Here is a 23,393-nt window from a genome sequence, read left to right as displayed (position 1 = left end):
ATGAACCTGCTGCGGCTTTCCCCCAAAATGTGGGGACGGATTTACCACAATACGGAAAAAATCCGTTTCTTCGATATGAACGTGTGGATGAACAAGCTGCTCGCCAACAAGCTGAAAAAGCTGATCAACAGCGTGCAGCCCGATGCGTTTATCGCCACGCATCCGTTCGCAAGCTGTATGCTGTCCGTGCTGAAAGGACGAAACGGCTGGCGGGAGCCCATCTACACGATCATTACCGACTACACCATTCACCCGTCATGGATCAATCATCACATCAATTATTACTTTATCGCGCATGAACAGTTGTATTACCTGGTGGACATCTACCGGCACGATCATCGGAAGTTCATCCCGCTGGGGATTCCGATCATGCGCAAGTTCCGCCAACCGTTGGACAAGGAGCTCATCCGGCAGAAACTGCAGCTTGAGCCTGGCACGCGCTGCATTGTCCTTTCCGGAGGCGGACTGGGACTCGGTTCCATGGAGCAGGTTCTGGACGGACTGGAAGCGATCAACCTACCGCTGAAGACCTTTATCCTCACCGGTACCAACGACAAGCTGTATCGCAAGGTATCCGCACGCACCTACCGACACGAGGTGGTGCCGCTGCGGTTTATCAATAACTTTCACGAGTACCTGGAGATTGCCGATCTGATCGTCACCAAATCCGGGGGACTGACGACGGCGGAAGTGATGAGCAAACAGGTGCCGATGATTATTTACAACCCCCTGCCGGGCCAGGAGGAACGCAACAGCCACTTTTTGCTCAACAACGGCTGTGCCGTTCACGCCAACGTGTCCGAGCAGTTGATTTATTTTATCGAGGAATTGCTGCACAATCCGACGAAGGTGGAATACATGAAAAGAATGGCACAAAAAATAGCCAAACCGGATGCTGCAGAACGCATCGCCGATTTCATTCACAACGACATGACAACCCTGTTTGGAGAAGACAAAGAGACAGAGTAACCGGACAGGACGAGGAGGGAGCCATGAGTATACCGTACGCTGTTTTGTTTGACATGGACGGAACCCTGCTGCAGACGGAGAAGCTGTCGACGCCTGCGTTCCAGCGGACGTTTGAACAGCTCCGCGAACAGGGGCTGTGGGACGGGCCCACCCCCGACGAGCGGGAATTGGTCAACGTCTTGGGCCTGACGATTGAGCAGGTCTGGGCAAAATTGCTGCCGGGAATCAGCGAGGATACCAAAAAAACGGCCGACCGGCTGCTGCTGGAAAACGAACTGGCCCTGCTGCGGCAGAACGTCACGGATCTCTACCCGGGTGTCCGCGAAGTGCTTGCGAAGCTGCATGCCCGGGGCGTGGCCCTGTTTGTCGCCAGCAACGGGCAGGAACGGTACATCGAAGCCATCTGCGAGCATTACGGGCTGACGCCGCTGTTTACCGACCTGTACTCCGCGGGCCGCTTTCACACGCGTTCCAAACGGGATCTCGTCGCCAAACTGCTGCGTGATCACGACGTGAAACAGGCCGTCATGGTGGGAGACCGGCACTCCGATGTGGAGGCGGGCAAAGCGAACGGCCTGTTTACCGTGGGCTGCGACTTCGGCTTTGCCAAATCGGGGGAACTGGACGGAGCCGATGTGATCATCACCGAATTCTCGCAGCTGCCGGACCACCTGCCGGCCCCAACAACAGTCAACTGCAACCATCCCTAAACCATCCGCCGGGGATGGTTTTTGTTTTGGTTTCAACCGAAGCCTTTTTGCCTACACTAGAAAGTGTATTCCCCTCTTGCATCCGCGGCGTAAAGCCATTATAATCAAAGTCAAAGATAGTCAAAGTCAAGATCAAACACAGTGGAACAGGAGGCGACGACTTGCGGAACATCTCGGACATTATTGAGCAGCATCTTAAGCGCATCATTCAAGAGAGTCCGACCGGCTCTGTCGAGATACAGCGCAGCGAGCTTGCCGACCTATTTCAGTGTGTGCCGTCTCAGATCAACTACGTCATCAACACCCGCTTTACGGTCGAAAAAGGATACATCGTCGAAAGCAAGCGCGGCGGGGGCGGTTACATCCGCATCCGCAAAGTGCAGATCGTCAGCAAGGCCCGGCTGCAGGAGCTGTTGACCGAGGAGCTGATCGGCGAGAGCATCTCCCAGGGAGTTGGTCATGCGATTGTCGACCGCTTGCTGGAGGAAGGATTGATCAACAACCGGGAAGCGGCCCTGATGAAAATCGCCACCTCGCGCAATGTGCTGACGGTGGAAGCTGAAGTGCGCGACCGCCTGCGGGCCAACATTTTAAAACAGATGATTGCTGCCATTTTGCTGCGGTAAGAACATTCACCAAGCCACCCCGGACTGTCAAGCAACCGGTTAGGAGGGACGATCTGATGAACTGTGAAGAATGCGGGAAACGACCGGCGACGCTGCATTTGACCAAAATCGTCAACGGTGAAAAAACCGAATATCATATTTGTGAGCACTGCGCTCAGGAAAAAGGGGATGTCTTTGCCGGTTTTCACAACTTCAGCATCAACAATCTCCTTTCGGGGCTGTTGCACTTTGATCCGATGACCAAAAAATCGCAGGAAACGGCACAAAAGCCGCTGCGCTGCGAAACCTGCGGGCTCACGTACGCCCAGTTCAGCAAAAGCGGCCGGTTCGGCTGCAGCGATTGCTACACGTTTTTGGGCGACCGGCTGGATCCGCTCTTCCGCCGGATTCACGGCAATACCCAGCATATGGGGAAAGTGCCGGAGCGAACCGGCGGTCAGCTCAAGCTGCGCAAAGAGCTGGAACAGCTAAAAAGCGCGCTGCAGCGCTATGTCGCCAGCGAAGAGTTCGAAAAGGCGGCCGAAATCCGCGACCGCATCCGGGCGCTGGAACAAAAAATCGCGCAATCGTAAGCAGGGGGAGGTGAGGCGGATATGTCCCAACAGAAGTTCATGCAAAACCCGTGGAGCAACTGGATGAAAGGGGAGGGACCCGATTCCGACATCGTCATCAGCACGCGGCTGCGCATCGCCCGCAACCTGCGGCAGCATCCGTTCCCGCTGCTCGCCACCGATTCCCAGGCGGAAGAGGTGGTGAAGAAAGTGGCGGAGGTGAGCAAGGTCGAAGCGATGAAAAATCGTTCGCCGCTCCAGTTGATCCAGATGGACCAGCTAAGCCCGCTGGAGAAACGCGTGCTGGTGGAAAAACACCTGATCAGTCCCCACCTTGCCGAGGAATCCCGCAAAGGGGCCGTCCTGCTCAGCGAGGATGAATCGGTCAGCATCATGGTGAACGAGGAGGACCACATCCGCATTCAGGTGCTGCTGCCCGGGTTCCAGTTGAATGAAGCATGGGAGATCGGCACCAAAATCGACGACGTGTTTGAAAAGCACCTGACGTACGCGTTTGACGAGAAGCGGGGATACCTGACGAGCTGTCCGACCAACGTCGGCACCGGCATCCGCGCCTCGGTCATGCTGCATCTGCCGGCCCTGGTGATGACCCAGCAGATCAACCGCATTCTGCAGGCGATCAATCAGGTGGGACTGGTGGTTCGGGGCATCTACGGCGAAGGCAGCGAAGCGCTGGGCAACCTGTTCCAGCTTTCCAACCAGGTGACGCTGGGGATGTCGGAGGCGGACATTTTGTCCAACCTTTACAGCGTCGCGCGGCAGATCATCGAACAGGAGCGCGTTGCCCGCCGCTACCTGATGGAGCACTCCCGCGTCGACCTGGAGGACCGCATCTTCCGTTCGTACGGCATTTTGCGGTACGCGCGGACGATGGAATCGAAGGAAGCGTCACAGCGCCTCTCCGACGTTCGGCTGGGCCTCGATCTGGGCCTCATCAAAAACGTTTCGCACCAGTTGTTGAATGAGCTGCTGGTGACGACTCAGCCCGGGTTCCTGCAGCATCGCGCGGGGCAGAAGCTGACGCCGGAACAGCGGGACGAACGGCGGGCCCGCCTGATTCGGGAGCGCCTCTCCGCCCACTGAGAACATCGGTTGATGATCGACGGAATCACGCATTAGTTTTATCCATAGAGAGAACATACTGGTTGGAGGTGTACGCGATATGATGTTTGGACGTTTTACCGAACGAGCTCAAAAGGTGTTGGCGCTGGCGTTGGAGGAAGCCGTCCGCTTGGGTCACAAGGACATTGGCACCGAGCACGTGCTCCTCGGGCTGATCAGGGAAGGCGAAGGCATTGCCGCCAAGGCGCTGCAATCGCTGGGGCTTGGTCTCGACAAGATCCAAAGCGAAGTGGAGTCGCTGATCGGCCGCGGCACGGAACAAACCGGAGGCAACTACACGCCCAACTACACCCCCCGTGCCAAAAAGGTCATTGAACTGTCCATGGACGAAGCGCGCAAGCTGGGTCACACCTACGTCGGCACGGAGCACATCCTGCTCGGCCTGATCCGCGAAGGGGAGGGCATCGCCGCGCGGATCATGAACAACCTGGGCGTCAGCCTGAACAAAGCCCGCCAGCAAGTGCTGCAGCTCCTGGGAAGCTCTGAAATGATGAACGCCCATCAGCCGTCCGGCGGCAATCCGGCGGCCAACACGCCGACCCTGGACAGCCTGGCCCGCGACTTGACGGCGATTGCCCGCGAAGGCGGCCTGGACCCGGTGATTGGCCGGCAGAAGGAAATTGAACGCGTGATCCAGGTGCTCAGCCGCCGGACCAAAAACAACCCGGTGCTGATCGGGGAGCCCGGCGTCGGGAAGACCGCGATCGCCGAAGGGCTTGCGCAGAAGATTGTCAACAACGAAATTCCCGAAACGCTGCGCGACAAGCGCGTCATGACGCTGGACATGGGCACCGTGGTGGCGGGAACCAAGTACCGCGGCGAATTTGAAGACCGGTTGAAAAAGATCATGGATGAAATCCGCCAGGCGGGCAACATCATCCTGTTCATCGACGAGCTGCACACCTTGATCGGGGCGGGCGGCGCGGAAGGCGCGATCGACGCTTCCAACATCCTCAAGCCGGCGCTGGCCCGAGGTGAACTGCAGTGCGTCGGCGCGACCACGCTGGACGAATACCGCAAATACATCGAGAAGGACGCGGCCCTGGAGCGCCGTTTCCAACCGATTCAAGTGGATGAACCGACAGTGGAGGACGCGATCAAGATCCTGCACGGATTGCGCGACCGCTACGAAGCGCACCACCGCGTCAAAATCACGGACGAGGCAATCGAACAGGCGGTGAAGCTGTCTGACCGCTACATCACCGACCGCTTCCTGCCGGACAAGGCGATTGACCTGATCGACGAGGCGGCTTCCAAGGTGCGTTTGCAATCCTTTACCGTACCGCCGAATCTGAAAGAGCTGGAAAGCCGCCTGGAAGAAGTACGCAAGGAAAAGGACGCGGCTGTCCAATCGCAGGAGTTCGAAGAAGCGGCGGCGCTGCGCGACCAAGAGCAGAAGCTGCGCGAAGAACTGGAGAAGACGAAAAAAGATTGGAAAGAGCGTCAGGGCAAGCTGAACATGGAAGTGACGCCGGAGGACATCGCCCATGTGGTGGCCAACTGGACCGGCATCCCCGTGGTCAAATTGAAGGAAGAAGAGACGGAGCGCCTGCTGAAGATGGAGGAGATTTTGCACGACCGCGTCATCGGCCAGGACGAAGCGGTCAAGTCCATCTCCCGTGCGATCCGCCGCGCCCGTGCCGGTCTGAAGGACCCGAAACGGCCGATCGGTTCGTTCATCTTCCTCGGCCCGACCGGCGTCGGGAAAACGGAATTGGCCCGCGCTGTGGCCGAAGCCCTGTTCGGCGACGAAGACGCGATGATCCGCATCGACATGTCCGAGTACATGGAGAAGCATTCGACCGCCCGTCTCGTCGGCGCGCCTCCGGGGTACATCGGCTACGACGAAGGCGGCCAGCTCACGGAAAAAGTGCGCCGCAGACCGTACTCGGTCATCCTGCTGGATGAAATCGAAAAAGCGCACCCGGATGTCTTCAACATCCTGCTGCAGGTCCTGGATGACGGCCGTCTGACCGACTCCAAGGGGCGTACGGTGGACTTCCGCAACACGGTGGTGATCATGACCTCCAACGTGGGCGCCAACATGATCAAGAAAAACACGACGCTCGGCTTCACCACCGGCGATACCGAGAAAAAGTATCAGGATATGAAAGACAAAGTGATGGACGAGTTGAAGAAAAGCTTCCGTCCGGAATTCCTGAACCGGATCGACGAAGTGATCGTCTTCCACTCGCTGGAGCAGGAGCACATCGAGCAGATCGTCACCCTGATGACGGAAGAACTGCGCAAGCGCCTGAAAGAACAGGAGATCGATTTCCAACTGACCGATGCGGCCAAGAAAGTGCTGGCCAAAGAGGGCTTCGATCCGGCGTACGGCGCCCGTCCGCTCCGCCGCGCCATCCAGCGGCACATCGAGGACAAATTGTCCGAAGAGCTGCTGAAGGGCACGATTCACAAGGGCGATACGGTCACCATCGACGCGGAAGACGATCAACTGGTCGTGAAGCGCTTGGAAACGACCACGTCGTAATCGGCGAAAGAAAGGAATGCCTCCGAAACTGGAGGTATTCTTTTTTTGTGCGCCCATGTATGATAAACATGTAAAGGAGAAATCCCAGACGAGGTACCGTTATGTCAAAGTATAAAACGAAATACGCGTGTCAAGAATGTGGCTATGAATCGCCCAAATGGATGGGCAAATGTCCGGGGTGCAGCCGTTGGAACACGATGGTCGAAGAAGTGGCGGTCAAATCGTCTCACCGGTACGAGCTGACGGTCGGCGGGCAGCGTCAGGAAGCCATGCCGCTGACGCAGGTGGCCAGCGAGGAAGAACCGCGGCTGGATACGACGATCGGCGAACTGAACCGCGTGTTGGGCGGCGGACTTGTTCCCGGGTCGCTGATTCTCGTCGGCGGGGATCCCGGGATCGGCAAATCGACCCTGCTGCTGCAGACGTCTTTTGCGCTCGCCCATCAGGGGTTCAAAGTGCTGTACGTCTCCGGCGAGGAGTCGGCCAAGCAGATCAAGCTGCGGGCCGACCGCCTGGGGATGAACACTCCGCCCATGTACGTGCTGGCGGAGAACGACTTGGAACTGATCGAACAGCATATTAATCAGGTAGATCCGCATGTGTTGATTATTGACTCGATACAAACCGTGTTTCATCCCGCCGTTCAGTCCGCGGCGGGCAGTGTGGCGCAGGTGCGGGAGGCGACCGCCCAGTTGATGCGCATTGCCAAGGGCAAGGGCATCGCCACCTTCATTGTCGGCCACGTGACCAAGGAAGGGTCCATCGCCGGTCCCCGCATGCTTGAGCACATGGTGGATGCCGTGCTCTACTTTGAAGGGGAGCGGCACAACACCTTCCGTATCTTGCGGGCGGTGAAAAACCGCTTTGGCTCCACCAACGAGATCGGCATTTTTGAGATGAAGGAACGGGGCTTGGAAGAGGTGGGCAATCCGTCGGAAATCTTTCTCGCGGAGCGGCCCGTCGGCGTGGCTGGTTCCACGGTGGTGGCCAGCATGGAAGGAACGCGGCCGGTGCTGGTGGAACTGCAGGCGCTGGTGGCGCCCACCAGCTTTGTGACGCCGCGGCGGATGGCGACCGGGGTGGACCACCAGCGCGTGGCCATGATCATGGCCGTGCTGGAAAAGCGCATGGGACTGATGCTGCAAAACCAGGACGCGTACGTCAACGTGGCCGGCGGCGTGCGGCTGGATGAGCCGGCCGTCGATTTGGCGATTGCGGTCAGCATCGCCAGCAGTTTCCGCGACCAGCCGACCAACCCGCACGACGTCGTCATCGGCGAAGTGGGGCTGACGGGCGAAGTGCGGGGAGTTTCCCGGATCGAACAGCGGGTCAGGGAAGCCCACAAGCTGGGGTTCAAGCGGGTGATCATTCCGGAAAAGAACATCCGCGGCCTGGAAGTCCCGACCGGCATGGACGTAATCGGCATCAGCAACATCGCCGAAGCATTGGACGAGGTGCTAAGGGGGTAGACGCAACCTATGTTCGAGACAAACAAAAGAGAGCCTCAGTACAGCGATGTCCTGCGCCTCGTCGCTCCCGGGACGCCGCTTCGCGAGGGGCTGGAAAACGTGCTGCGGGCGAAAACGGGCGGCCTGATCGTCGTCGGATACGGCCCGGAGATGAAAGGCATCGTGGACGGGGGCTTTTCCATTAATTGCGACTTCACGCCCGCTCATTTGTATGAATTGGCCAAGATGGACGGGGCGATCATAGTAAGTGAAGACGCCAAGCGGATTTTGTACGCCAACGCTCAGTTGTTTCCCCCCGCCTCCATCCCTTCGAGCGAGACGGGAACGCGCCATCGCACGGCGCAGCGGACGGCCATTCAGACCAACCACCTGGTCATCGCCATCTCCCAGCGGCGCAACGTGATCACGCTGTATCAAGGCCATTTCCGCTACGTCTTGAACGACATCAGCGTGATTTTGGCCAAGGCCAATCAGGCCCTCTCCACGCTGGAAAAGTACAAGGCCGTGCTGGACCAGACGCTGACCAACCTGGGCGCGATGGAGTTTGAAGAATTGGTGACGCTGCACGAAGTCACCTCCGTTTTGCAGCGGATCGAGATGGTTTTACGCATCAAAGCGGAGATTACCAAGTATATTTATGAACTGGGGACGGAAGGGCGGCTTGTCAGCATGCAGGTGGATGAGCTGGTCGCCAATATCGAAGAGGAAGCCCGCATGCTGATTCGCGATTACAGCCGCGACCCCAACCTGCCGGCGGAACAGGTGCTCAAGGAAATGAAGAAACTGACCGCCGATGAAATGTTGGAAATCAGTTCATTTTTGCGAATTCTTGGCTATCCCGCCAACGCCAGCATGCTGGAGGAGTCGGTGTCGCCGCGCGGATACCGCATCCTCAACAAGATTCCCCGCCTGCCGATGACGATCATATCCAACCTGGTGGATCATTTTCACAATCTGCCGCGGATCATGATGGCCACCATCGAGGAACTGGACGAGGTGGACGGCATCGGCGAAGTGCGGGCGCGGGCGATCAAGGAAGGGTTGAAACGGATCCAGGAGCAGGTGTTCATTGACAGGCACATTTGAGGTAGAATAGGATACAGGCATGATTGCATTGATCTTTGCCAAGGGGACTTGCCGGCAATGGACAGATTTTTCGCGTCTCCTTTGCGAACCAAACCAGGAGGTAGTCTATGTTCGTGAAATCGTTGCCGAACATGCTAACCATAAGTAACTTGTTTTTGGGGATCGTCGCCATCATTCTCGCGTTTCAGGGCGACCAGTACGTGGATTACGCGGCGATTACCGTTATCGTCGGGATGCTGATGGACGGACTGGATGGACGGGTGGCCCGCATGCTGAACGTGCAGAGCGAGTTTGGCAAAGAGCTGGATTCCCTTTCCGACGTCATTACGTTCGGGGTGGCCCCGGCGTTTATCATGTATGTGGTGGCATTGAAGGATCTGCACCTGTTCGGCATTGTGGTGACGGCCATCTTCCCGATTTGCGGGGCGCTCAGGCTGGCGCGCTTCAACGTCCAGGCAGGCGTGCCCGGCTACTTCGTCGGTCTGCCGATCACGGCTGCGGGCGGGGTGCTTGCGACGCTGGCCCTGTACCACCAGGTGTTCAACGTGGCGATGCTGGCGGTCGGCATGCTGCTGCTGGCCTTTTTGATGGTGTCCACCATCAAGTATCCGAACTTCAAAAAGGTGGGCATCCCGAAATCGGCGTTTTGGATCACGCCCCTCATCGTGGCGCTTGTGGTCGTCGTGGCGATCAAGTACCCGCAGCAGTTTCCCAAAATCGTCTTCCTGCCGCTCGCCTTTTACGCCCTGTACGGAATAAAAAAAAACGTTGACCTTTTGGTGAAAAAACTGCGCAAGAAAAAGGAAAGCGAAGAAGAGTCACTGCCGTTTGAATAACGCCTCACGGACGCATGCCGGTACCGTTCGGATGCGGTCCCGCCTGGCCTGTCGGATATCCGGTCCGGCTGTCGAGAGAAAACCCGCTCGCGAAAGCGGGTTTTTTCTTTGAACATGCAACTTTTCTTTGCGTACAATCGTAATACCAAATGGGAGTCTATGACAGGTTGAATACCCCGAGGGTATTGAGGCGCTCCGACTCCTGCCGGATGACGTCTTCCAGCCTGATGTCGGTAATGTTGCACAGCGCGGTGAGGTAGAAGAGGTTTTTGCCCAGCTCCGCCGTCAATACGTCGCGGCAATGTTCGCACAAGGGGCCGGAAAAATGAGTGTCCAAGAGCGATTGGTTTTCCTGCAAACTTTTACGGGGATCGTAGGACTGCTTCTTGGCAACCACTTCGACACAGCCGCATTCGGTGATGGCTTTGGTCAGTGAACGGTTGATACGGGCCGCTGTTTCCTGAATTTTTGACATGACGTCCAGTACGCTGCGGTGTCTGAGCAGCAGCTCCGAGACCTGCGTTTGAAAGTCGTCCACGTTTCGATGGTCCATGTGAGTCACCTCTGCTTCAGGCTGTTGATATCGTCAGAATTTTTCATTCAATTTGCTACTGTCATTATAAGAAGGGAATCCGTCCCCTGTCAATTTGGGAACGGAGGAAAACGGGCGTTCTCCATTGACGGAAATTTAACATGTATGTTAAAATTTTTGGCTATTTGACACTGAGTTTTCATCTTTGATATAGTGGGGGAGAAATGCCGCCATGAAATGTGTGAGCCATGTTAAGGAAGCAGGGTTTTTCCTGCGGACTTCTGTCTATATTAAGTAAGAGGAGGTGAAGGCATGGTTCGCCGATTAGGAAAAAGCTTTTTTGTGCTGGTCGGGGGCGGCCTGGGTTACAAATTTGGTCCCGACCTGTTTGACTTGCTGGATACGCTGCTCAATTTCGGTGACGTGCATTACAAGAGTTATATCGGAGCCGTTTTAGGTGCCGTGATTTTCTTCTTCCTCGCCAACTGGCTGGTCGATTACACGCTGCGCATCGTCCGCTGGGGAGAAGAGACGCTGATCAAGCTGCCGATTGTGGATGTCATGTTCGGCGCGATGGGGTTGATTATTGGTCTAATTGTTGCCTTTTTATTATTCCTTCCCATCAGCAACATCCCGATTCCGGTGATAGGCGATCTGCTGCCGTTGATGGTGTCGTGTCTGCTCGGATACCTGGGCTTCCAGGTGGGCTTCCGCAAACGTGATGAGATCATGGCCGTCTTTTCCATCGGACGCAGGGAAAAGGGCAAAAAGGAAAACAGCGGAACGCCGTCCAACGTGGAGTACAAGATTTTGGACACCAGCGTGATTATTGACGGGCGGATTGCCGACATCTGCCGGACGGGTTTCCTGGAAGGAGTGCTGGTGATTCCCGGCTTCGTGCTGGAAGAGCTGCAGCACATTGCCGACTCGTCCGACGTGTTGAAGCGCAACCGCGGCCGCCGCGGACTGGACATCCTGAACAAGATCCAGAAAGAGATGAAGGTCAAGGTGCAGATCTACGAAGGAGACTTTGAAGAGGTCTCCGAAGTGGACAGCAAGCTGATCAAGCTGGCGAAGGTGATGAACGGCAAGGTCGTCACCAACGATTTCAACCTGAACAAGGTGTGCGAACTGCAGGGCGTGTCGGTGCTGAACATCAACGATTTGGCCAATGCGGTCAAGCCGGTGGTTCTCCCCGGTGAAGAGCTGACCGTCCAGGTGATCAAGGACGGCAAGGAGCACGGCCAAGGGGTGGCGTACCTGGACGACGGCACGATGATCGTCGTCGAAGGGGGACGCGAATACATCGGCAACGACGTCGACGTGCTGGTCACCAGCGTGCTGCAAACCTCGGCGGGGCGGATGATCTTCGCCAAGCCCAAGCTGTTGGAAAAAGCGTTGTAGAGACTGGAGAGGAATGGGGACGTGAACACGGGAGTCGTGATAGTCGCAGCCGGTTCCGGCAGGCGAATGGGAGCGGAGCGCAACAAGGTGTGGCTGCCGCTGGGCGGGGAGCCGATTTTGGCCCATACCGTCCGCCTGTTTGCCGCTCACCCGGAGATCGGTGAAGTGGTTCTGGTGGTCAGCGAGCGCGACCACGCCGATGTGCTCGCCTGGCTCAAACGGGAGAAGCTGAAGCTGACCGTCGCGCTGGGGGGTGCCGAACGGCAGGACAGCGTCCGCAGCGGGCTGGCCGCACTTTCCCCGAACTGCTCGTACGTACTTGTGCACGACGCCGCCCGTCCTTTCGTGACCAGGGAACAGATCAGCGAGTTGATTCGGCAGGTTCGGCGGGATCAGGCGACGATCATGGCCGTTCCTGTCAAGGATACCATCAAAGTGGTAGGGGCGAACGGCAAGGTCCAGTCGACCCCGGCGCGCGAGAGCTTGTGGGCGGTGCAAACCCCACAAGCTTTTCGTGTTTCCTTGTTGCGGGAGGCGCATCAGGCGGCCCTCGAGGCGGGCAAAACGGGGACGGACGACGCCATGTTGGTGGAGTGGCTGGGCCATCCCGTCACCGTCATGCCGGGAAGCTATGAAAACATTAAAATCACCACGCCGGACGATTTGTGGCTGGGCGAGGAGATTTTGCGCAGAAGAAGGGGAGAGCAGCGATGAGAATTGGACAGGGATTTGACGTGCATCAACTGGTGGAAGGCCGCCCCTGCATTATCGGGGGCGTGACCATTCCCTACGAAAAAGGGCTGTTGGGCCACTCCGACGCGGACGTGCTCCTGCACGCGATCAGCGACGCACTGCTCGGGGCGATCGGCGAAGGGGACATCGGCCGCCATTTTCCCGATACCGATCCGGCGTTCAAGGACGCGGACAGCGTCAAGCTGATGGAACACGTCTGGAAGCTGGTCAAGGAGCGGGGATACCGCCTGGGCAACGTAGACGCTACGATTATCGCCCAGGCGCCGAAAATGGCGCCGTACATTCCGCAGATGCGGGAAATCATTGCCCGCGTGCTGGAAGCGGACGAGCTGTCCCAGGTGAACGTGAAGGCAACCACCACCGAAAAGCTGGGCTTTACCGGCCGCGGAGAGGGAATTGCTGCACAGGCCGTCTGCTTGCTTGTCAAGCAGCGGGGAGAGGTGTAAGATAAGACCTTAGAAACGAAAAAGACAGTGATGCAGACCCGGAAACATGGGCGCCGCAGTCCAGCCCTGTTTCCGCCTTTTTTACACCTTCAACGAATAGGATGGTGCTTCTCATGGCGAAAAAAATCCGTACGCGATACGCTCCCAGTCCGACGGGGCATCTACATATCGGCGGCGCGCGCACGGCGCTGTTCAACTATTTGTTTGCCAAGCATATGGGGGGCGAATTCATCGTCCGCATCGAGGATACGGACCAAACACGCAACGTGGAAAACGCTGACGAAGAGCAGATGAAGAATCTCAAATGGCTCGGCATCCAGTGGGAAGAAGGCACCGACATCGGCGGGCCGTACGGGCCGTACCGGCAGATGGACCGGCTGGACATTTACCGCAAATACATCGACCAACTGTTGGCCGAGGGCAAGGCGTACTACTGCTACGCGACCAAGGAAGAACTGGACGCGGAGCGGGAGGAGCAGATCGCCCGCGGCGAGACTCCGCGCATTTCGGAAAAACACCGCAACGTGACGCCGGAACAGCGGGAACAGTACGAGCGGGAGGGCCGCGTTCCGTCCATTCACTTCAAGGTGCCGGACGACAAGGTGTACGTCGTCAACGACCTGATTCGCGGACAGGTGACGTTTGAAACCAAAGAGATGGGCGATTTCGTCATCTGTCGACCGGACGGCATTCCCACCTACAACTTTGCGGTCGTGATCGACGACCACCTGATGGAGATCAGCCACGTCATTCGCGGCGAGGAGCACTTGTCCAACACCCCACGCCAGTTGATGATTTACGAAGCGTTGGGCTGGGAGCCGCCGCAGTTCGCGCACCTGGCGCTGATTCTCAACCAGGAAGGCAAAAAGATGTCGAAGCGCGACGAGAGCATTATCCAGTTTATCGAACAGTACCGTGAACTGGGCTTTTTGCCGGAAGCGATCGTCAACTTCCTGGTGCTGCTCGGATGGTCGCCGGGCGGGGAGGAAGAGATCTTCGCCATGGAGGACATCATCAAGCTGTTCTCCCTGGACCGCGTCAGCAAGTCGCCGGCCGTCTTCGACACGGCCAAGATGAACTGGATGAACAACTACTACCTGAAGCGGCAGCCGCTTGACCTCATCACCGACATGTGCATTCCGCACCTGCAAAAGGCGGGGTTCATCGAGGAGACGCTGTCCGACGAGAAGCGGGCGTGGGTGCGCGAGATCGTCTCGCTCTACCAGGAGCAGATGTCCTACTGTGCGCAGATCGTGCCGCTGGCGGCGCTTTTCTTCCTCGACGAAGTGGTGTACGATGAAGAAGCGAAGGCGGTATTGAAGGAACCGCAATTGCCCGAGGTGCTGGAATCGTTTGTCAAACACCTGTCGGCGCAGGACGAATATAATACGGATACAATCAAAGCGGTGCTGAAAGAGGTGCAAAAAGAAACCGGCCACAAAGGCAAGGCCCTGTTCATGCCGGTGCGCGTGGCGGCTACCGGTCAGGCCCACGGGCGCGATTTGGCCGTGACGCTCTATCTGCTGGGCAAAGACAAGGTGCTGGAACGCGTCAAGCGCGTCCTGACGAACGGCGAATAATGCATGGATAAAGGCAAATGCGAGGAACAGGAGAAGTACGGCAGCCTTCGCGTCTCCAGAGAGGATGGGCAGGTGGGAGCCATCCGGCGCGCGCTGTTTGGAAATGCCCCTGGGAGCAGTGACCTGAACCCGCGTCCGTTTGGGGCGCGGCAGTAGGGCAGACGGTGCCCCGCCGTTACCGGGAGATGAGCGAGATCGTCCGCACGGGCCCAAGGCGCCGTTTCCGGGACGGTCTAAGCAGAGTGGAACCGCGGTTCACACCGTCTCTGCCTCCTTCGCACGCGAAGGAGGCCGGGGCGGTTTTTCTTATTCCAACGAAAACAATCTGGCAGGAGGTGTCACCCTATGTTCAGACAGATGCGAGACGACATTCAAGCGGTATTTGAGCGCGATCCGGCAGCCCGGAGCACGCTGGAGGTGGTCCTGACCTACTCCGGCCTGCACGCCATTTGGGGCCATCGGATTGCCCACAAACTGTGGAAGGCCGGATGGTGTACGCTGGCCCGGGTCGTTTCTCAGTTTGTCCGGTTTATGACCGGCATCGAGATTCACCCGGGAGCGAAGATCGGCAGACGGCTCTTTATCGACCACGGGATGGGCGTCGTCATTGGCGAGACCTGCGAAATCGGCGACAACGTCACCATCTACCAGGGGGTGACGCTGGGCGGTACGGGCAAGGAAAAAGGCAAGCGCCATCCCACCATCGGCAATAATGTGATTATCGCCACCGGAGCGAAAGTGCTCGGCTCGTTCAAGATCGGCGACAACTCCAAAATCGGGGCGGGAGCGGTCGTGCTGCAGGAGGTGCCGCCCAACTCCACCGTGGTCGGGATCAAGGCCCGCATCGTCATTCAGGACGGCAAGCGCGTCACGTGCGACCTGGATCATGTCAATCTGCCCGACCCGCTGGCTGACACGATTCGGCAGATGCAGCGGGAAATCGAGCAGCTGCGCAACGAAGTGAACGCATTGAGGGAGGAAAAGAAAAGCAATGAGCATTCAGTTTACTAATACCCTGACCCGGCGAAAGGAACCGTTCGTTCCGCTTGAGCCGGGCAAGGTGAAGATGTACGTATGCGGACCGACCGTGTACAACTACATTCACATCGGCAACGCCCGCCCGGCGATCGTGTTTGATACCCTGCGCCGGTATTTGCAGTACCGCGGATACCAGGTCACGTTTGTGCAGAACATCACGGATGTGGACGACAAGCTGATTCGCGTCGCCAACGAGGAGGGCACGACCGTCAAGGAAGTGGCCGACCGCTACATGGCGGCCTACAACGAAGACCTGCGGGCCCTCAATGTGCTGCCGCCCGACGTTCAGCCGCGCGTGATGCAGACGATTCCCGAGATCATCCGCTTTATCGAGGGACTGATCGAGAAAGGCTATGCGTATGAGAGCGAAGGGGACGTCTATTTCCGAACCGGCCGGTTCAACGAATACGGCAAGCTCTCCCACCAGCCGCTGGACGATCTGCAGGCGGGTGCCCGCGTGGAGGTAAACGAAAAGAAGGAAAACCCGCTCGACTTCGCGCTGTGGAAAGCGGCCAAGCCGGGCGAAGTGAGCTGGGAAAGTCCGTGGGGCCAGGGGCGGCCGGGCTGGCACATCGAGTGCTCCGCGATGGCGCTCAAATTCCTCGGCGAGCAGATTGACATCCACGCCGGCGGGTCCGACCTGGTGTTTCCCCACCACGAAAACGAAATTGCCCAGTCGGAATGCTACACCGGCAAAGTGTTTGCCCGCTACTGGCTGCACAACGGCATGCTGAACATCAACAACGAAAAGATGTCCAAGTCGCTCGGCAACTTCCTCCTGGCGCGGGAGCTGATCGAGCGGTACGGCGGGCAGTTGATCCGCTTTTTCATGCTGCAGGGCCACTACCGCAACCCGATCAACTTCAGCGACGATCTGCTGGAGCAGGCGGCCAACGGTTTGGAGCGGATCACGACCGCCTACGCCAACCTGCTGCACCGGCTGGAGACGGCCCGTCCGGAGGAGCCAAACGGCCAGGCCGAGGAGCAGGCCCGGATCGTAAGCGAACTGCGGGAGCGGTTTATCGCCGAGATGGACGACGATCTGAACACGGCCAATGCCATTACCGTGCTGTTTGACCTGGTGAAGGAAGCCAACCTGTACATGCGCAACCAAAACGTCGGCCGGGAGCAGCTTGCCGCCTACCGCGACCTGCTGCTGGAGCTGACCGGCGTGCTCGGCCTGAAGCTGGAGCAGGAACAGGAGCTCCTGGACAGCGAAGTGGAGTCGCTCATCGCGGAGCGGACGGAAGCGCGCAAATCGCGCAATTTTGCTCGCGCAGACGAGATTCGCGACCTGCTGGCTGCAAAGGGAATCGTGCTGGAAGACACCCCGCAGGGCGTTCGCTGGCGCCGCAAGTAAAGGGCCGGTGACACGATGCAGAAGGAAGAACTGTCCCGAGACCCCAACCTGATGAATCCGCTGGTGCTGGCCTTTTTGGGCGACGCCACCTACGCCCACTGCGTCCGCTACCATTTGATCGCCAAGGGGCTGGTGAAGCCGCACCAGCTCCACAAGGCGGCCAACCGGTACGTGTCGGCCAGGGCGCAGGCGGGCATCCTGCACGCCCTGCTGCCGTCTCTTTCGGAGGAGGAACAGGCAGTGGTGAGGCGCGGACGCAACGCCAAGTCCGGTTCCAGCGCGAAAAACGCCGACATCATTGACTACCGGCACGCCACCGCGTTCGAAGCCCTGATCGGGTACCTGTATCTGTGCGGAAAAGAAGAGCGGGTCGCTGAAATCGTGCAGCAGGCCTTTGCGATTGTGGAAGGAGCATCTGAACATGAGTGAAGAGTGGATTGTCGGGAAAAACCCGGTCATCGAAGCGCTGCGGTCGGGGCGCGCCATCAACAAGATCTGGATCGCCGAAGGGACGAACAAAAACCTGATGGGGCCGATTTTTTCCCTGGCCAGGGATCAGGGTGTGGTAGTCACCACGGCCAATCGCAAAAAACTGGATCAGCTCAGCGGCACCGACAACCATCAGGGCGTCATCGCGTCGGTGGCGGCTTACGACTACGTCGAGGTGGAGGACATTCTCCGGCGGGCGGAGGAGCGGAACGAACCGCCGTTCCTGCTCTTGTTGGACGAGCTGGAAGACCCGCACAACCTGGGCTCGATCATGCGGACGGCCGATGCGGTCGGAGCGCACGGCATCATCATTCCCAAGCGGCGCTCCGTCGGGCTGACGGCGACCGTGGCCAAAGCGTCTGCGGGGGCGATCAACTACGTGCCCGTCGCCCGGGTAACCAACCTGGTCCGGACCATGGAGGAGCTGAAACAGCGGGGCGTCTGGATTGCCGGCACGGACGCGGGGGCCAAGCAGGACTTCCGCGAGGGCGATTACACCATGCCGCTGGCCGTGGTCATCGGCAGTGAGGGCAAAGGCATGAGCCGCCTGGTCCGGGAGAACTGCGATTTTCTCTACCGTCTGCCGATGGCGGGAAACGTCACCTCGCTCAACGCCTCCGTCGCCGCTGCCCTGCTCATGTACGAAGTCTACCGCGCCAGGAGTCCGCTGCCGGCACGGGTGAAGTGAAATGGCGAAAAGGAAAGCCAAACAACTGTTGATTGTGGACGGCTACAACATCATCGGGGCCTGGCCCGACCTGCGCGCACTCAAGGACCAGGATCGCATGGACGAAGCGCGCGACCTGCTCATCTCCAAGCTGGCCGAGTACCAGAGCTTTACCGGGATCAAGGTGATCATTGTGTTTGACGCCTACAACGTGCCTGGTGCCGGCCGGCAGATGCAGGACTACCGGGTGGACATCTACTACACCAAGCAGAAAGAGACGGCCGACGAAAAAATTGAACAGTTGGTCTTGGAATTTCACGAAAAAAATCGACAAATTTATGTAGCGACGTCCGACTACACCTCCCAGCGCGTCATCTTCGGCCAGGGGGCGCTGCGCAAGTCGGCCAGGGAACTTCTTCTGGACATGGAAAGTGTCGGGAAAGAGATCAAGCAGCAGGTGGACAAAACGCATGAAGAGCGGTTTTCCACCCGCATTTCGCTGGACGGGGAAATAGCGAAAATATTCGAAAAATGGCGAAGGGAATAACTTGGATTCGGTTGACGCTTTTTTATGCCGCATGTATAATAGCCGTATCTGTGAGAAACCGGTTGGCGGAGGGATCATTCGTGAGTGTTGACCTCAAGGAGTTTAAACATGCCCAATATGAGATGATGTCCGACGAAGAGATAGTCGACCTGGTTCGCGAAAATGATGCCGAGGCCCTGGAGTACTTGATCAACAAGTACAAAAATTTCGTGCGGGCCAAAGCGCGTTCCTATTTTCTTATTGGGGCCGACCGCGAAGACATTGTGCAGGAAGGCATGATCGGCCTGTACAAATCGATTCGCGATTTCCGAGGGGACAAACTCACATCGTTCAAAGCGTTTGCCGAACTGTGCATCACCCGCCAGATTATTACCGCCATCAAAACGGCTACCCGCCAAAAACACATTCCGCTCAACTCCTACGTATCGCTGGACAAGCCCATCTACGATGAAGATTCCGACCGTACGCTGCTGGACGTCATCTGCGGCACCAAGGTGACCGATCCGGAAGAGCTGTTCATCAACCGCGAGGAATTTGACGACATCGAGGGAAAGATGAGCGAAATCCTGAGCGACCTGGAACGGCAGGTGCTGATGCTGTATCTGGACGGACGTTCCTACCAGCAGATCGCCGTGGAGCTGAAGCGTCACGTCAAGTCGATCGACAACGCCCTGCAGCGGGTGAAGCGCAAGCTGGAACGGTATCTGGAAGGAAGAGAGATTCATCTGTGATACAGAGAATCTCTTTTTTGCATTCTGGAACAAAATACTTTCCTCTTGTCAAGCCGTTTTGTTGACATGGGTAGACGGGTGTGATAAATTTGTTTAGGTAGCCATAAACGATTTTCTCTCGTGTTTGATGGCTGCTGTCTCACAAATGGTCAGGAAAAGTAGCGGTTTTCCCGTACTATTTTGTTCCCTTTCTATCAGCAGCGAAGGTTTGAAATGAGATGGAGGTGGCAATAAATGCGAGTAAACATCACGTTGGCGTGCACCGAGTGTGGTGAGCGTAACTATATCTCCACCAAAAACAAGCGCACGACTACCGAGCGTGTGGAACTGAAAAAGTACTGCTCCCGTGACAAGAAGCATACCCTTCATCGCGAGACGAAGTAACGCATGGAAGCGACGAAGTCTGGGGGTGGCACTGTGGGTTTCCTAGCACGAATCGGTGCCGGATTTCGCCGGACAGGCGAATTTTTCGGCGACGTCATGTCCGAACTGAAGAAGGTCCGCTGGCCCAACCGGAAAGAACTGACCAGCTACACGATCGTCGTTCTTGTAACGGTGACGCTGCTTGCGCTGTTCTTCTTCGTCATCGACTTGGGTATCTCGCGCGTGATCGATTTGATTTTAGGAAAGTAATTTTGCAAGCCTAGGAGGGACGGACGGAAACGTCCTTGTGGATATGGAAAAAGCATGGTATGTCGTTCATACGTACTCAGGTTATGAAAACAAGGTAAAGACCAATCTGGAGAAACGCGTCGAGTCGATGGGCATGGAAGACAAGATCTTCCGCGTTCTCGTCCCCACCGAAGAAGAGGTGGAGACGAAGGACGGCAAAAAACGCACCGTCACGAAAAAAGTGTTTCCCGGATACGTCCTTGTTGAAATGGTGATGACGGACGACTCGTGGTATGTCGTGCGCAACACCCCTGGGGTTACCGGCTTTGTCGGTTCCACGGGCGCCGGTTCCAAACCGACTCCGCTGCGTCCTGAAGAGGCGGATGCGATCCTCCGTCAGATGGGGATCGAGATTCCCAAGGTCAAAGTCGACTTCGCTCTCCGCGATATGGTGCGGGTGACGGACGGTCCGTTCTCCAACCGGACGGGAGAGATCATCGAGATTCACCCAGACAGACAGAAGGTCCGTGTGCTGGTGGACATCTTCGGGCGTGAAACACCGGTGGAATTGGACTTTACGCAGGTTCAAAAATTGGATTAGGATTGATCTTGAAAAGTATCGCGCTATGTGGTACATTTCATTTTGTTTTAAAAATCGTCTCGGCGATTTTTAAAAAAGATGATGTGCCCCCAAAGGGCAGCAAAAACGGCGACGCCGTCTTTGCAATCCCGCCGCAAACTCTGGGGTTTCTTGCACTCTCACTATAGATGGAAAGTCTACATAGGCTTTCGACAAAACGGTGGGAGGGGGCATGCCCCCGCATTAACCACATGTGAAGTAAGGAGGTGTCTTACGTGGCTAAGAAGGTTATCCGCGTAATTAAGTTACAAATCCCGGCAGGTAAAGCAAATCCTGCACCTCCGGTAGGTCCGGCTCTCGGCCAAGCTGGTGTGAACATCATGGGATTCTGTAAAGAATTTAACGCTCGTACAGAGAGCGAAGCAGGAATGATCATTCCGGTAGAAATTACCGTTTATGAAGACCGTTCCTTCACCTTCATCACGAAGACTCCGCCGGCTGCTGTTCTGCTGAAAAAAGCTGCTGGCATCGAGTCCGGTTCCGGCGTACCGAACAAAACCAAGGTCGCTACCCTGAAGCGTGACAAAGTACGCGAGATCGCGGAACTGAAACGCCCTGACCTGAATGCTGCATCCGTGGAAGCGGCTATGCGCATGATCGAAGGGACGGCTCGTTCCATGGGTATCGTGATCGAAGACTAATGGTGCTGTTGTGAGGGGGTACAGGTAATGTGCCCCCTATTTGTGGGAGGATCAAACCGCTACGACCACATTGAAGGGAGATTTTACACATGGCAAAACGAGGCAAAAAGTATCAAGAAGCTGCCAAGCTGATTGACAAAAACAAGGTATACGAAGTAACCGAAGCGATCGAGCTGGTGAAAAAAGCAGCGTCCGCCAAGTTTGACGAAACGGTGGAAGCGGCGTTTCGCCTGGGGGTAGACCCGAAGCGTGCTGACCAGCAAATCCGCGGTGCGGTGGTACTGCCGCACGGTACTGGTAAAGTACAGCGCGTTCTCGTGTTCGCGAAAGGTGAAAAAGCGAAAGAAGCGGAAGCGGCTGGCGCCGATTACGTGGGCGATGCTGATCTGATCGCCAAAATCCAAGGCGGCTGGTTTGACTTTGACGTTGTGGTAGCCACCCCGGACATGATGGGTGAAGTAGGGAAACTGGGTCGCGTACTCGGTCCGAAAGGCCTCATGCCGAACCCGAAAACCGGCACCGTTACCTTCGACGTAGCCAAAGCCGTCAACGAAATCAAAGCCGGTAAAATCGAGTACCGCGTAGACAAAGCAGGTAACATCCACGCGCCGATCGGCAAAGTGTCCTTTGACGTCGAGAAGCTGGCGGAAAACCTGGCTGCGCTGACCGAAGCGCTCAACCGTGCGAAACCGGCAGCAGCGAAAGGCGTTTACATGAAAAACGTATCCATCAGCTCTACGATGGGTCCGGGCGTACGCGTCGCTGTAAAATAATGACACTTGACTTCCCGTGGGGAAGTTGCTATGATAGTGCCTGTTGATGAAAAGAATATGTCATGCCGTAGACAGAAGGTGCGGAGCTTGGCTTGTCCAAGCGATGCTTAATATCCCTCCGAGGCGTGTAATGGTACGGAAAAAGGAGCCGCTGCGTTCCTTTGACGATAGAACATTATGCCCTCGTGTGTCTACGAGGGCATTCTTCTTTTTCGAGGATAGAGCACGGGAGGTGTAAACATTGGCAGAAATCCGTCCAACCGTTATTCGTGAAGAGAAAGTACAAGCGGTAAATGAGATCGCAACCAAACTGCGCGAAAGCCAAACCACCGTGGTGGCTGACTACCGCGGCCTGACCGTAGCGCAGGTGACCGAACTGCGCAAACAACTGCGCGAAGCAGGCGTTGAGTTCCAAGTGTTGAAAAACACGCTCACCCGCCTTGCGACCGCGAAAGAAAACCTGACTGAACTGGATCAGTATCTGACGGGCCCGAACGCACTGGCGTTTGGCAAGGATGATGCGGTTGCTCCGGCGAAAGTCCTGGTGGAATTCGCGAAGAAAAACGAGCAGCTCGAAATCAAAGGCGGCGTCATCGAGGGCAAAGTGGTAGGTCCGGAGCAAATCAAGGCGCTGGCTTCCCTGCCGTCCCGCGAAGGTCTGCTGTCCATGCTCCTCAGCGTACTGCAGGCGCCGATCCGCAACTTCGCGCTGGCTGTCAAAGCAGTATCCGATCAAAAAGAAGGCCAAGGCGCGTAATAGCGTAAACGGACTTCACATTCGACGGGCCGCGTAAACGGCCGTCGCCAATACAATTTCCTGGAATGGGAGGATTAGAAGATGAGCAAAGAGCAAATCATTGAAGCGATTAAAGGCATGTCCGTTCTGGAACTGAACGAACTGGTTAAAGCAATCGAAGAAGAGTTCGGCGTAACCGCTGCTGCTCCGGTAGCTGTAGTTGCTGGCGGCGCTGGCGCTGCTGATGCTGCTGCTGAGCAAACCGAATTCACCGTAAACCTGGTAAGCGGCGGCGCTTCCAAAATCAACGTGATCAAAGTGGTTCGCGAGCTGACCGGCCTGGGTCTGAAAGAAGCAAAAGACCTGGTAGACAACGCTCCGAAGACACTCAAAGAAGGCGTGTCCAAAGAAGAAGCCGAATCCATCAAAGCAAAACTCGAAGAAGCTGGCGCAACTGTAGAAATCAAGTAAGTTGGCTTCCTGAAACGGAAACATCCCCTTGCCTGCGGCAGGGGGATTTTCTGTACACATGCACCCAGATCGGACGAGGAAAGGTTGGATGA

At 57.0% G+C, this 23,393-nt stretch carries 28 protein-coding genes and 1 other annotated feature (1 of these 29 running past the window's edge); of the genes, 27 read left to right on the top strand and 1 reads right to left on the bottom strand.

Translation table 11 applies throughout. The annotated features are described in order from the left end of the window. From A6764_RS00535 to pssA, 9 genes are all read left to right on the top strand, one after another. A protein-coding gene (locus tag A6764_RS00535) for an MGDG synthase family glycosyltransferase (protein ID WP_035296710.1) crosses the window boundary here: on the top strand, positions 1-969 show its 3' portion. 162 nt of this gene lie to the left of the window's left edge; 969 of the gene's 1,131 nt are visible here — the last part of the coding sequence; the start codon falls outside the window, past its left edge; its stop codon occupies positions 967-969. Positions 970-992: 23 nt separating this feature from the next. Then, positions 993-1,679: an HAD family hydrolase gene (locus A6764_RS00530; RefSeq protein WP_044899148.1), complete on the top strand. Its 687-nt coding sequence runs from the start codon at positions 993-995 to the stop codon at positions 1,677-1,679. Between the two features lie 161 nt (positions 1,680-1,840). Next, positions 1,841-2,305 carry a CtsR family transcriptional regulator gene (locus tag A6764_RS00525; protein ID WP_029101105.1) on the top strand — a complete coding sequence of 155 codons (465 nt, stop codon included), beginning with the start codon at positions 1,841-1,843 and terminating at the stop codon, positions 2,303-2,305. Between the two features lie 56 nt (positions 2,306-2,361). Further along, a complete protein-coding gene (locus tag A6764_RS00520) occupies positions 2,362-2,877 on the top strand; it encodes a protein-arginine kinase activator protein McsA (protein WP_029101104.1) in 516 nt (171 codons plus the stop codon). Between the two features lie 21 nt (positions 2,878-2,898). Beyond that, positions 2,899-3,960: a protein-arginine kinase McsB gene (locus A6764_RS00515; RefSeq protein WP_029101103.1), complete on the top strand. Its 1,062-nt coding sequence runs from the start codon at positions 2,899-2,901 to the stop codon at positions 3,958-3,960. Between the two features lie 79 nt (positions 3,961-4,039). Continuing rightward, positions 4,040-6,490: an ATP-dependent Clp protease ATP-binding subunit gene (locus A6764_RS00510; protein WP_029101102.1), complete on the top strand. Its 2,451-nt coding sequence runs from the start codon at positions 4,040-4,042 to the stop codon at positions 6,488-6,490. A 101-nt stretch (positions 6,491-6,591) separates the two neighbouring features. Next, a complete protein-coding gene (gene radA / locus A6764_RS00505; RefSeq protein WP_029101101.1) occupies positions 6,592-7,959 on the top strand; it encodes a DNA repair protein RadA in 1,368 nt (455 codons plus the stop codon). 9 nt (positions 7,960-7,968) lie between these two features. Beyond that, positions 7,969-9,045 (top strand): DNA integrity scanning diadenylate cyclase DisA, encoded by a 1,077-nt coding sequence (gene disA / locus A6764_RS00500; RefSeq protein WP_029101100.1) that lies wholly within the window; start codon positions 7,969-7,971, stop codon positions 9,043-9,045. Positions 9,046-9,152: 107 nt separating this feature from the next. Further along, positions 9,153-9,881, top strand: a complete 729-nt coding sequence (gene pssA, locus A6764_RS00495; RefSeq protein ID WP_035296713.1) for a CDP-diacylglycerol--serine O-phosphatidyltransferase — start codon at positions 9,153-9,155, stop codon at positions 9,879-9,881. A gap of 157 nt (positions 9,882-10,038) precedes the next feature. Here pssA and A6764_RS00490 read toward each other — a convergent pair whose 3' ends face one another. After that, positions 10,039-10,434 (bottom strand): nucleoside triphosphate pyrophosphohydrolase family protein, encoded by a 396-nt coding sequence (locus A6764_RS00490; protein WP_029101098.1) that lies wholly within the window; start codon positions 10,432-10,434, stop codon positions 10,039-10,041. Positions 10,435-10,725: 291 nt separating this feature from the next. Between A6764_RS00490 and A6764_RS00485 the strand changes: the two genes are divergently transcribed. The 18 genes from A6764_RS00485 (at position 10,726) to rplL (ending at position 23,301) form a co-directional block, all read left to right on the top strand. Continuing rightward, a complete protein-coding gene (locus A6764_RS00485) occupies positions 10,726-11,817 on the top strand; it encodes a PIN/TRAM domain-containing protein (protein WP_029101097.1) in 1,092 nt (363 codons plus the stop codon). A gap of 21 nt (positions 11,818-11,838) precedes the next feature. Further along, on the top strand, positions 11,839-12,531 hold the full coding sequence (gene ispD, locus A6764_RS00480; RefSeq protein WP_029101096.1) for a 2-C-methyl-D-erythritol 4-phosphate cytidylyltransferase: 693 nt from the start codon (positions 11,839-11,841) through the stop codon (positions 12,529-12,531). Then, entirely contained in the window at positions 12,528-13,016 is a 489-nt protein-coding gene (gene ispF, locus A6764_RS00475) for a 2-C-methyl-D-erythritol 2,4-cyclodiphosphate synthase (RefSeq protein ID WP_035296714.1), read from the top strand. The genes ispD and ispF overlap by 4 nt, the downstream gene beginning before the upstream one ends. Positions 13,017-13,129: 113 nt before the next feature. After that, a complete protein-coding gene (gene gltX, locus A6764_RS00470) occupies positions 13,130-14,596 on the top strand; it encodes a glutamate--tRNA ligase (RefSeq protein WP_065067630.1) in 1,467 nt (488 codons plus the stop codon). 3 nt (positions 14,597-14,599) lie between these two features. After that, positions 14,600-14,752: a hypothetical protein gene (locus A6764_RS00465; RefSeq protein WP_156110390.1), complete on the top strand. Its 153-nt coding sequence runs from the start codon at positions 14,600-14,602 to the stop codon at positions 14,750-14,752. A 189-nt stretch (positions 14,753-14,941) separates the two neighbouring features. Next, a complete protein-coding gene (cysE, locus tag A6764_RS00460; RefSeq protein WP_029101093.1) occupies positions 14,942-15,607 on the top strand; it encodes a serine O-acetyltransferase in 666 nt (221 codons plus the stop codon). Continuing rightward, a complete protein-coding gene (gene cysS, locus A6764_RS00455; RefSeq protein WP_029101092.1) occupies positions 15,588-16,994 on the top strand; it encodes a cysteine--tRNA ligase in 1,407 nt (468 codons plus the stop codon). The genes cysE and cysS overlap by 20 nt, the downstream gene beginning before the upstream one ends. Positions 16,995-17,009: 15 nt before the next feature. Beyond that, positions 17,010-17,423, top strand: coding sequence for a Mini-ribonuclease 3 (locus A6764_RS00450; protein ID WP_029101091.1), 414 nt, complete (start codon positions 17,010-17,012; stop codon positions 17,421-17,423). Beyond that, positions 17,416-18,171, top strand: a complete 756-nt coding sequence (gene rlmB, locus A6764_RS00445) for a 23S rRNA (guanosine(2251)-2'-O)-methyltransferase RlmB (protein ID WP_143864075.1) — start codon at positions 17,416-17,418, stop codon at positions 18,169-18,171. The genes A6764_RS00450 and rlmB overlap by 8 nt, the downstream gene beginning before the upstream one ends. A 1-nt stretch (position 18,172) precedes the next feature. Continuing rightward, positions 18,173-18,697: an NYN domain-containing protein gene (locus A6764_RS00440; protein ID WP_029101089.1), complete on the top strand. Its 525-nt coding sequence runs from the start codon at positions 18,173-18,175 to the stop codon at positions 18,695-18,697. A gap of 80 nt (positions 18,698-18,777) precedes the next feature. After that, positions 18,778-19,428, top strand: coding sequence for an RNA polymerase sporulation sigma factor SigH (gene sigH, locus A6764_RS00435; RefSeq protein ID WP_065067631.1), 651 nt, complete (start codon positions 18,778-18,780; stop codon positions 19,426-19,428). 234 nt (positions 19,429-19,662) lie between these two features. After that, positions 19,663-19,812 carry a 50S ribosomal protein L33 gene (gene rpmG, locus A6764_RS00430; protein WP_029101087.1) on the top strand — a complete coding sequence of 50 codons (150 nt, stop codon included), beginning with the start codon at positions 19,663-19,665 and terminating at the stop codon, positions 19,810-19,812. Between the two features lie 33 nt (positions 19,813-19,845). After that, on the top strand, positions 19,846-20,061 hold the full coding sequence (gene secE, locus A6764_RS00425; RefSeq protein WP_029101086.1) for a preprotein translocase subunit SecE: 216 nt from the start codon (positions 19,846-19,848) through the stop codon (positions 20,059-20,061). 43 nt (positions 20,062-20,104) lie between these two features. After that, positions 20,105-20,641 (top strand): transcription termination/antitermination protein NusG, encoded by a 537-nt coding sequence (gene nusG / locus A6764_RS00420; RefSeq protein ID WP_029101085.1) that lies wholly within the window; start codon positions 20,105-20,107, stop codon positions 20,639-20,641. A gap of 254 nt (positions 20,642-20,895) precedes the next feature. Continuing rightward, positions 20,896-21,321: a 50S ribosomal protein L11 gene (gene rplK, locus A6764_RS00415; RefSeq protein WP_029101084.1), complete on the top strand. Its 426-nt coding sequence runs from the start codon at positions 20,896-20,898 to the stop codon at positions 21,319-21,321. Positions 21,322-21,410: 89 nt separating this feature from the next. Beyond that, positions 21,411-22,094 (top strand): 50S ribosomal protein L1, encoded by a 684-nt coding sequence (rplA, locus tag A6764_RS00410; protein WP_029101083.1) that lies wholly within the window; start codon positions 21,411-21,413, stop codon positions 22,092-22,094. Between the two features lie 47 nt (positions 22,095-22,141). After that, positions 22,142-22,310: a sequence feature (ribosomal protein L10 leader region), on the top strand. 25 nt (positions 22,311-22,335) lie between these two features. Further along, positions 22,336-22,851 carry a 50S ribosomal protein L10 gene (gene rplJ, locus A6764_RS00405; protein WP_029101082.1) on the top strand — a complete coding sequence of 172 codons (516 nt, stop codon included), beginning with the start codon at positions 22,336-22,338 and terminating at the stop codon, positions 22,849-22,851. 81 nt (positions 22,852-22,932) lie between these two features. Beyond that, on the top strand, positions 22,933-23,301 hold the full coding sequence (rplL, locus tag A6764_RS00400) for a 50S ribosomal protein L7/L12 (RefSeq protein ID WP_029101081.1): 369 nt from the start codon (positions 22,933-22,935) through the stop codon (positions 23,299-23,301). The last annotated feature ends 92 nt before the right edge of the window (positions 23,302-23,393 follow it).

This window comes from Brevibacillus sp. WF146, from assembly GCF_001673705.2.
GTDB lineage: Bacteria > Bacillota > Bacilli > Brevibacillales > Brevibacillaceae > Brevibacillus > Brevibacillus thermoruber.
The sequence above is the reverse complement of the archived record's forward strand: the minus strand, read 5'-3'. Positions and strand labels throughout refer to the sequence as shown.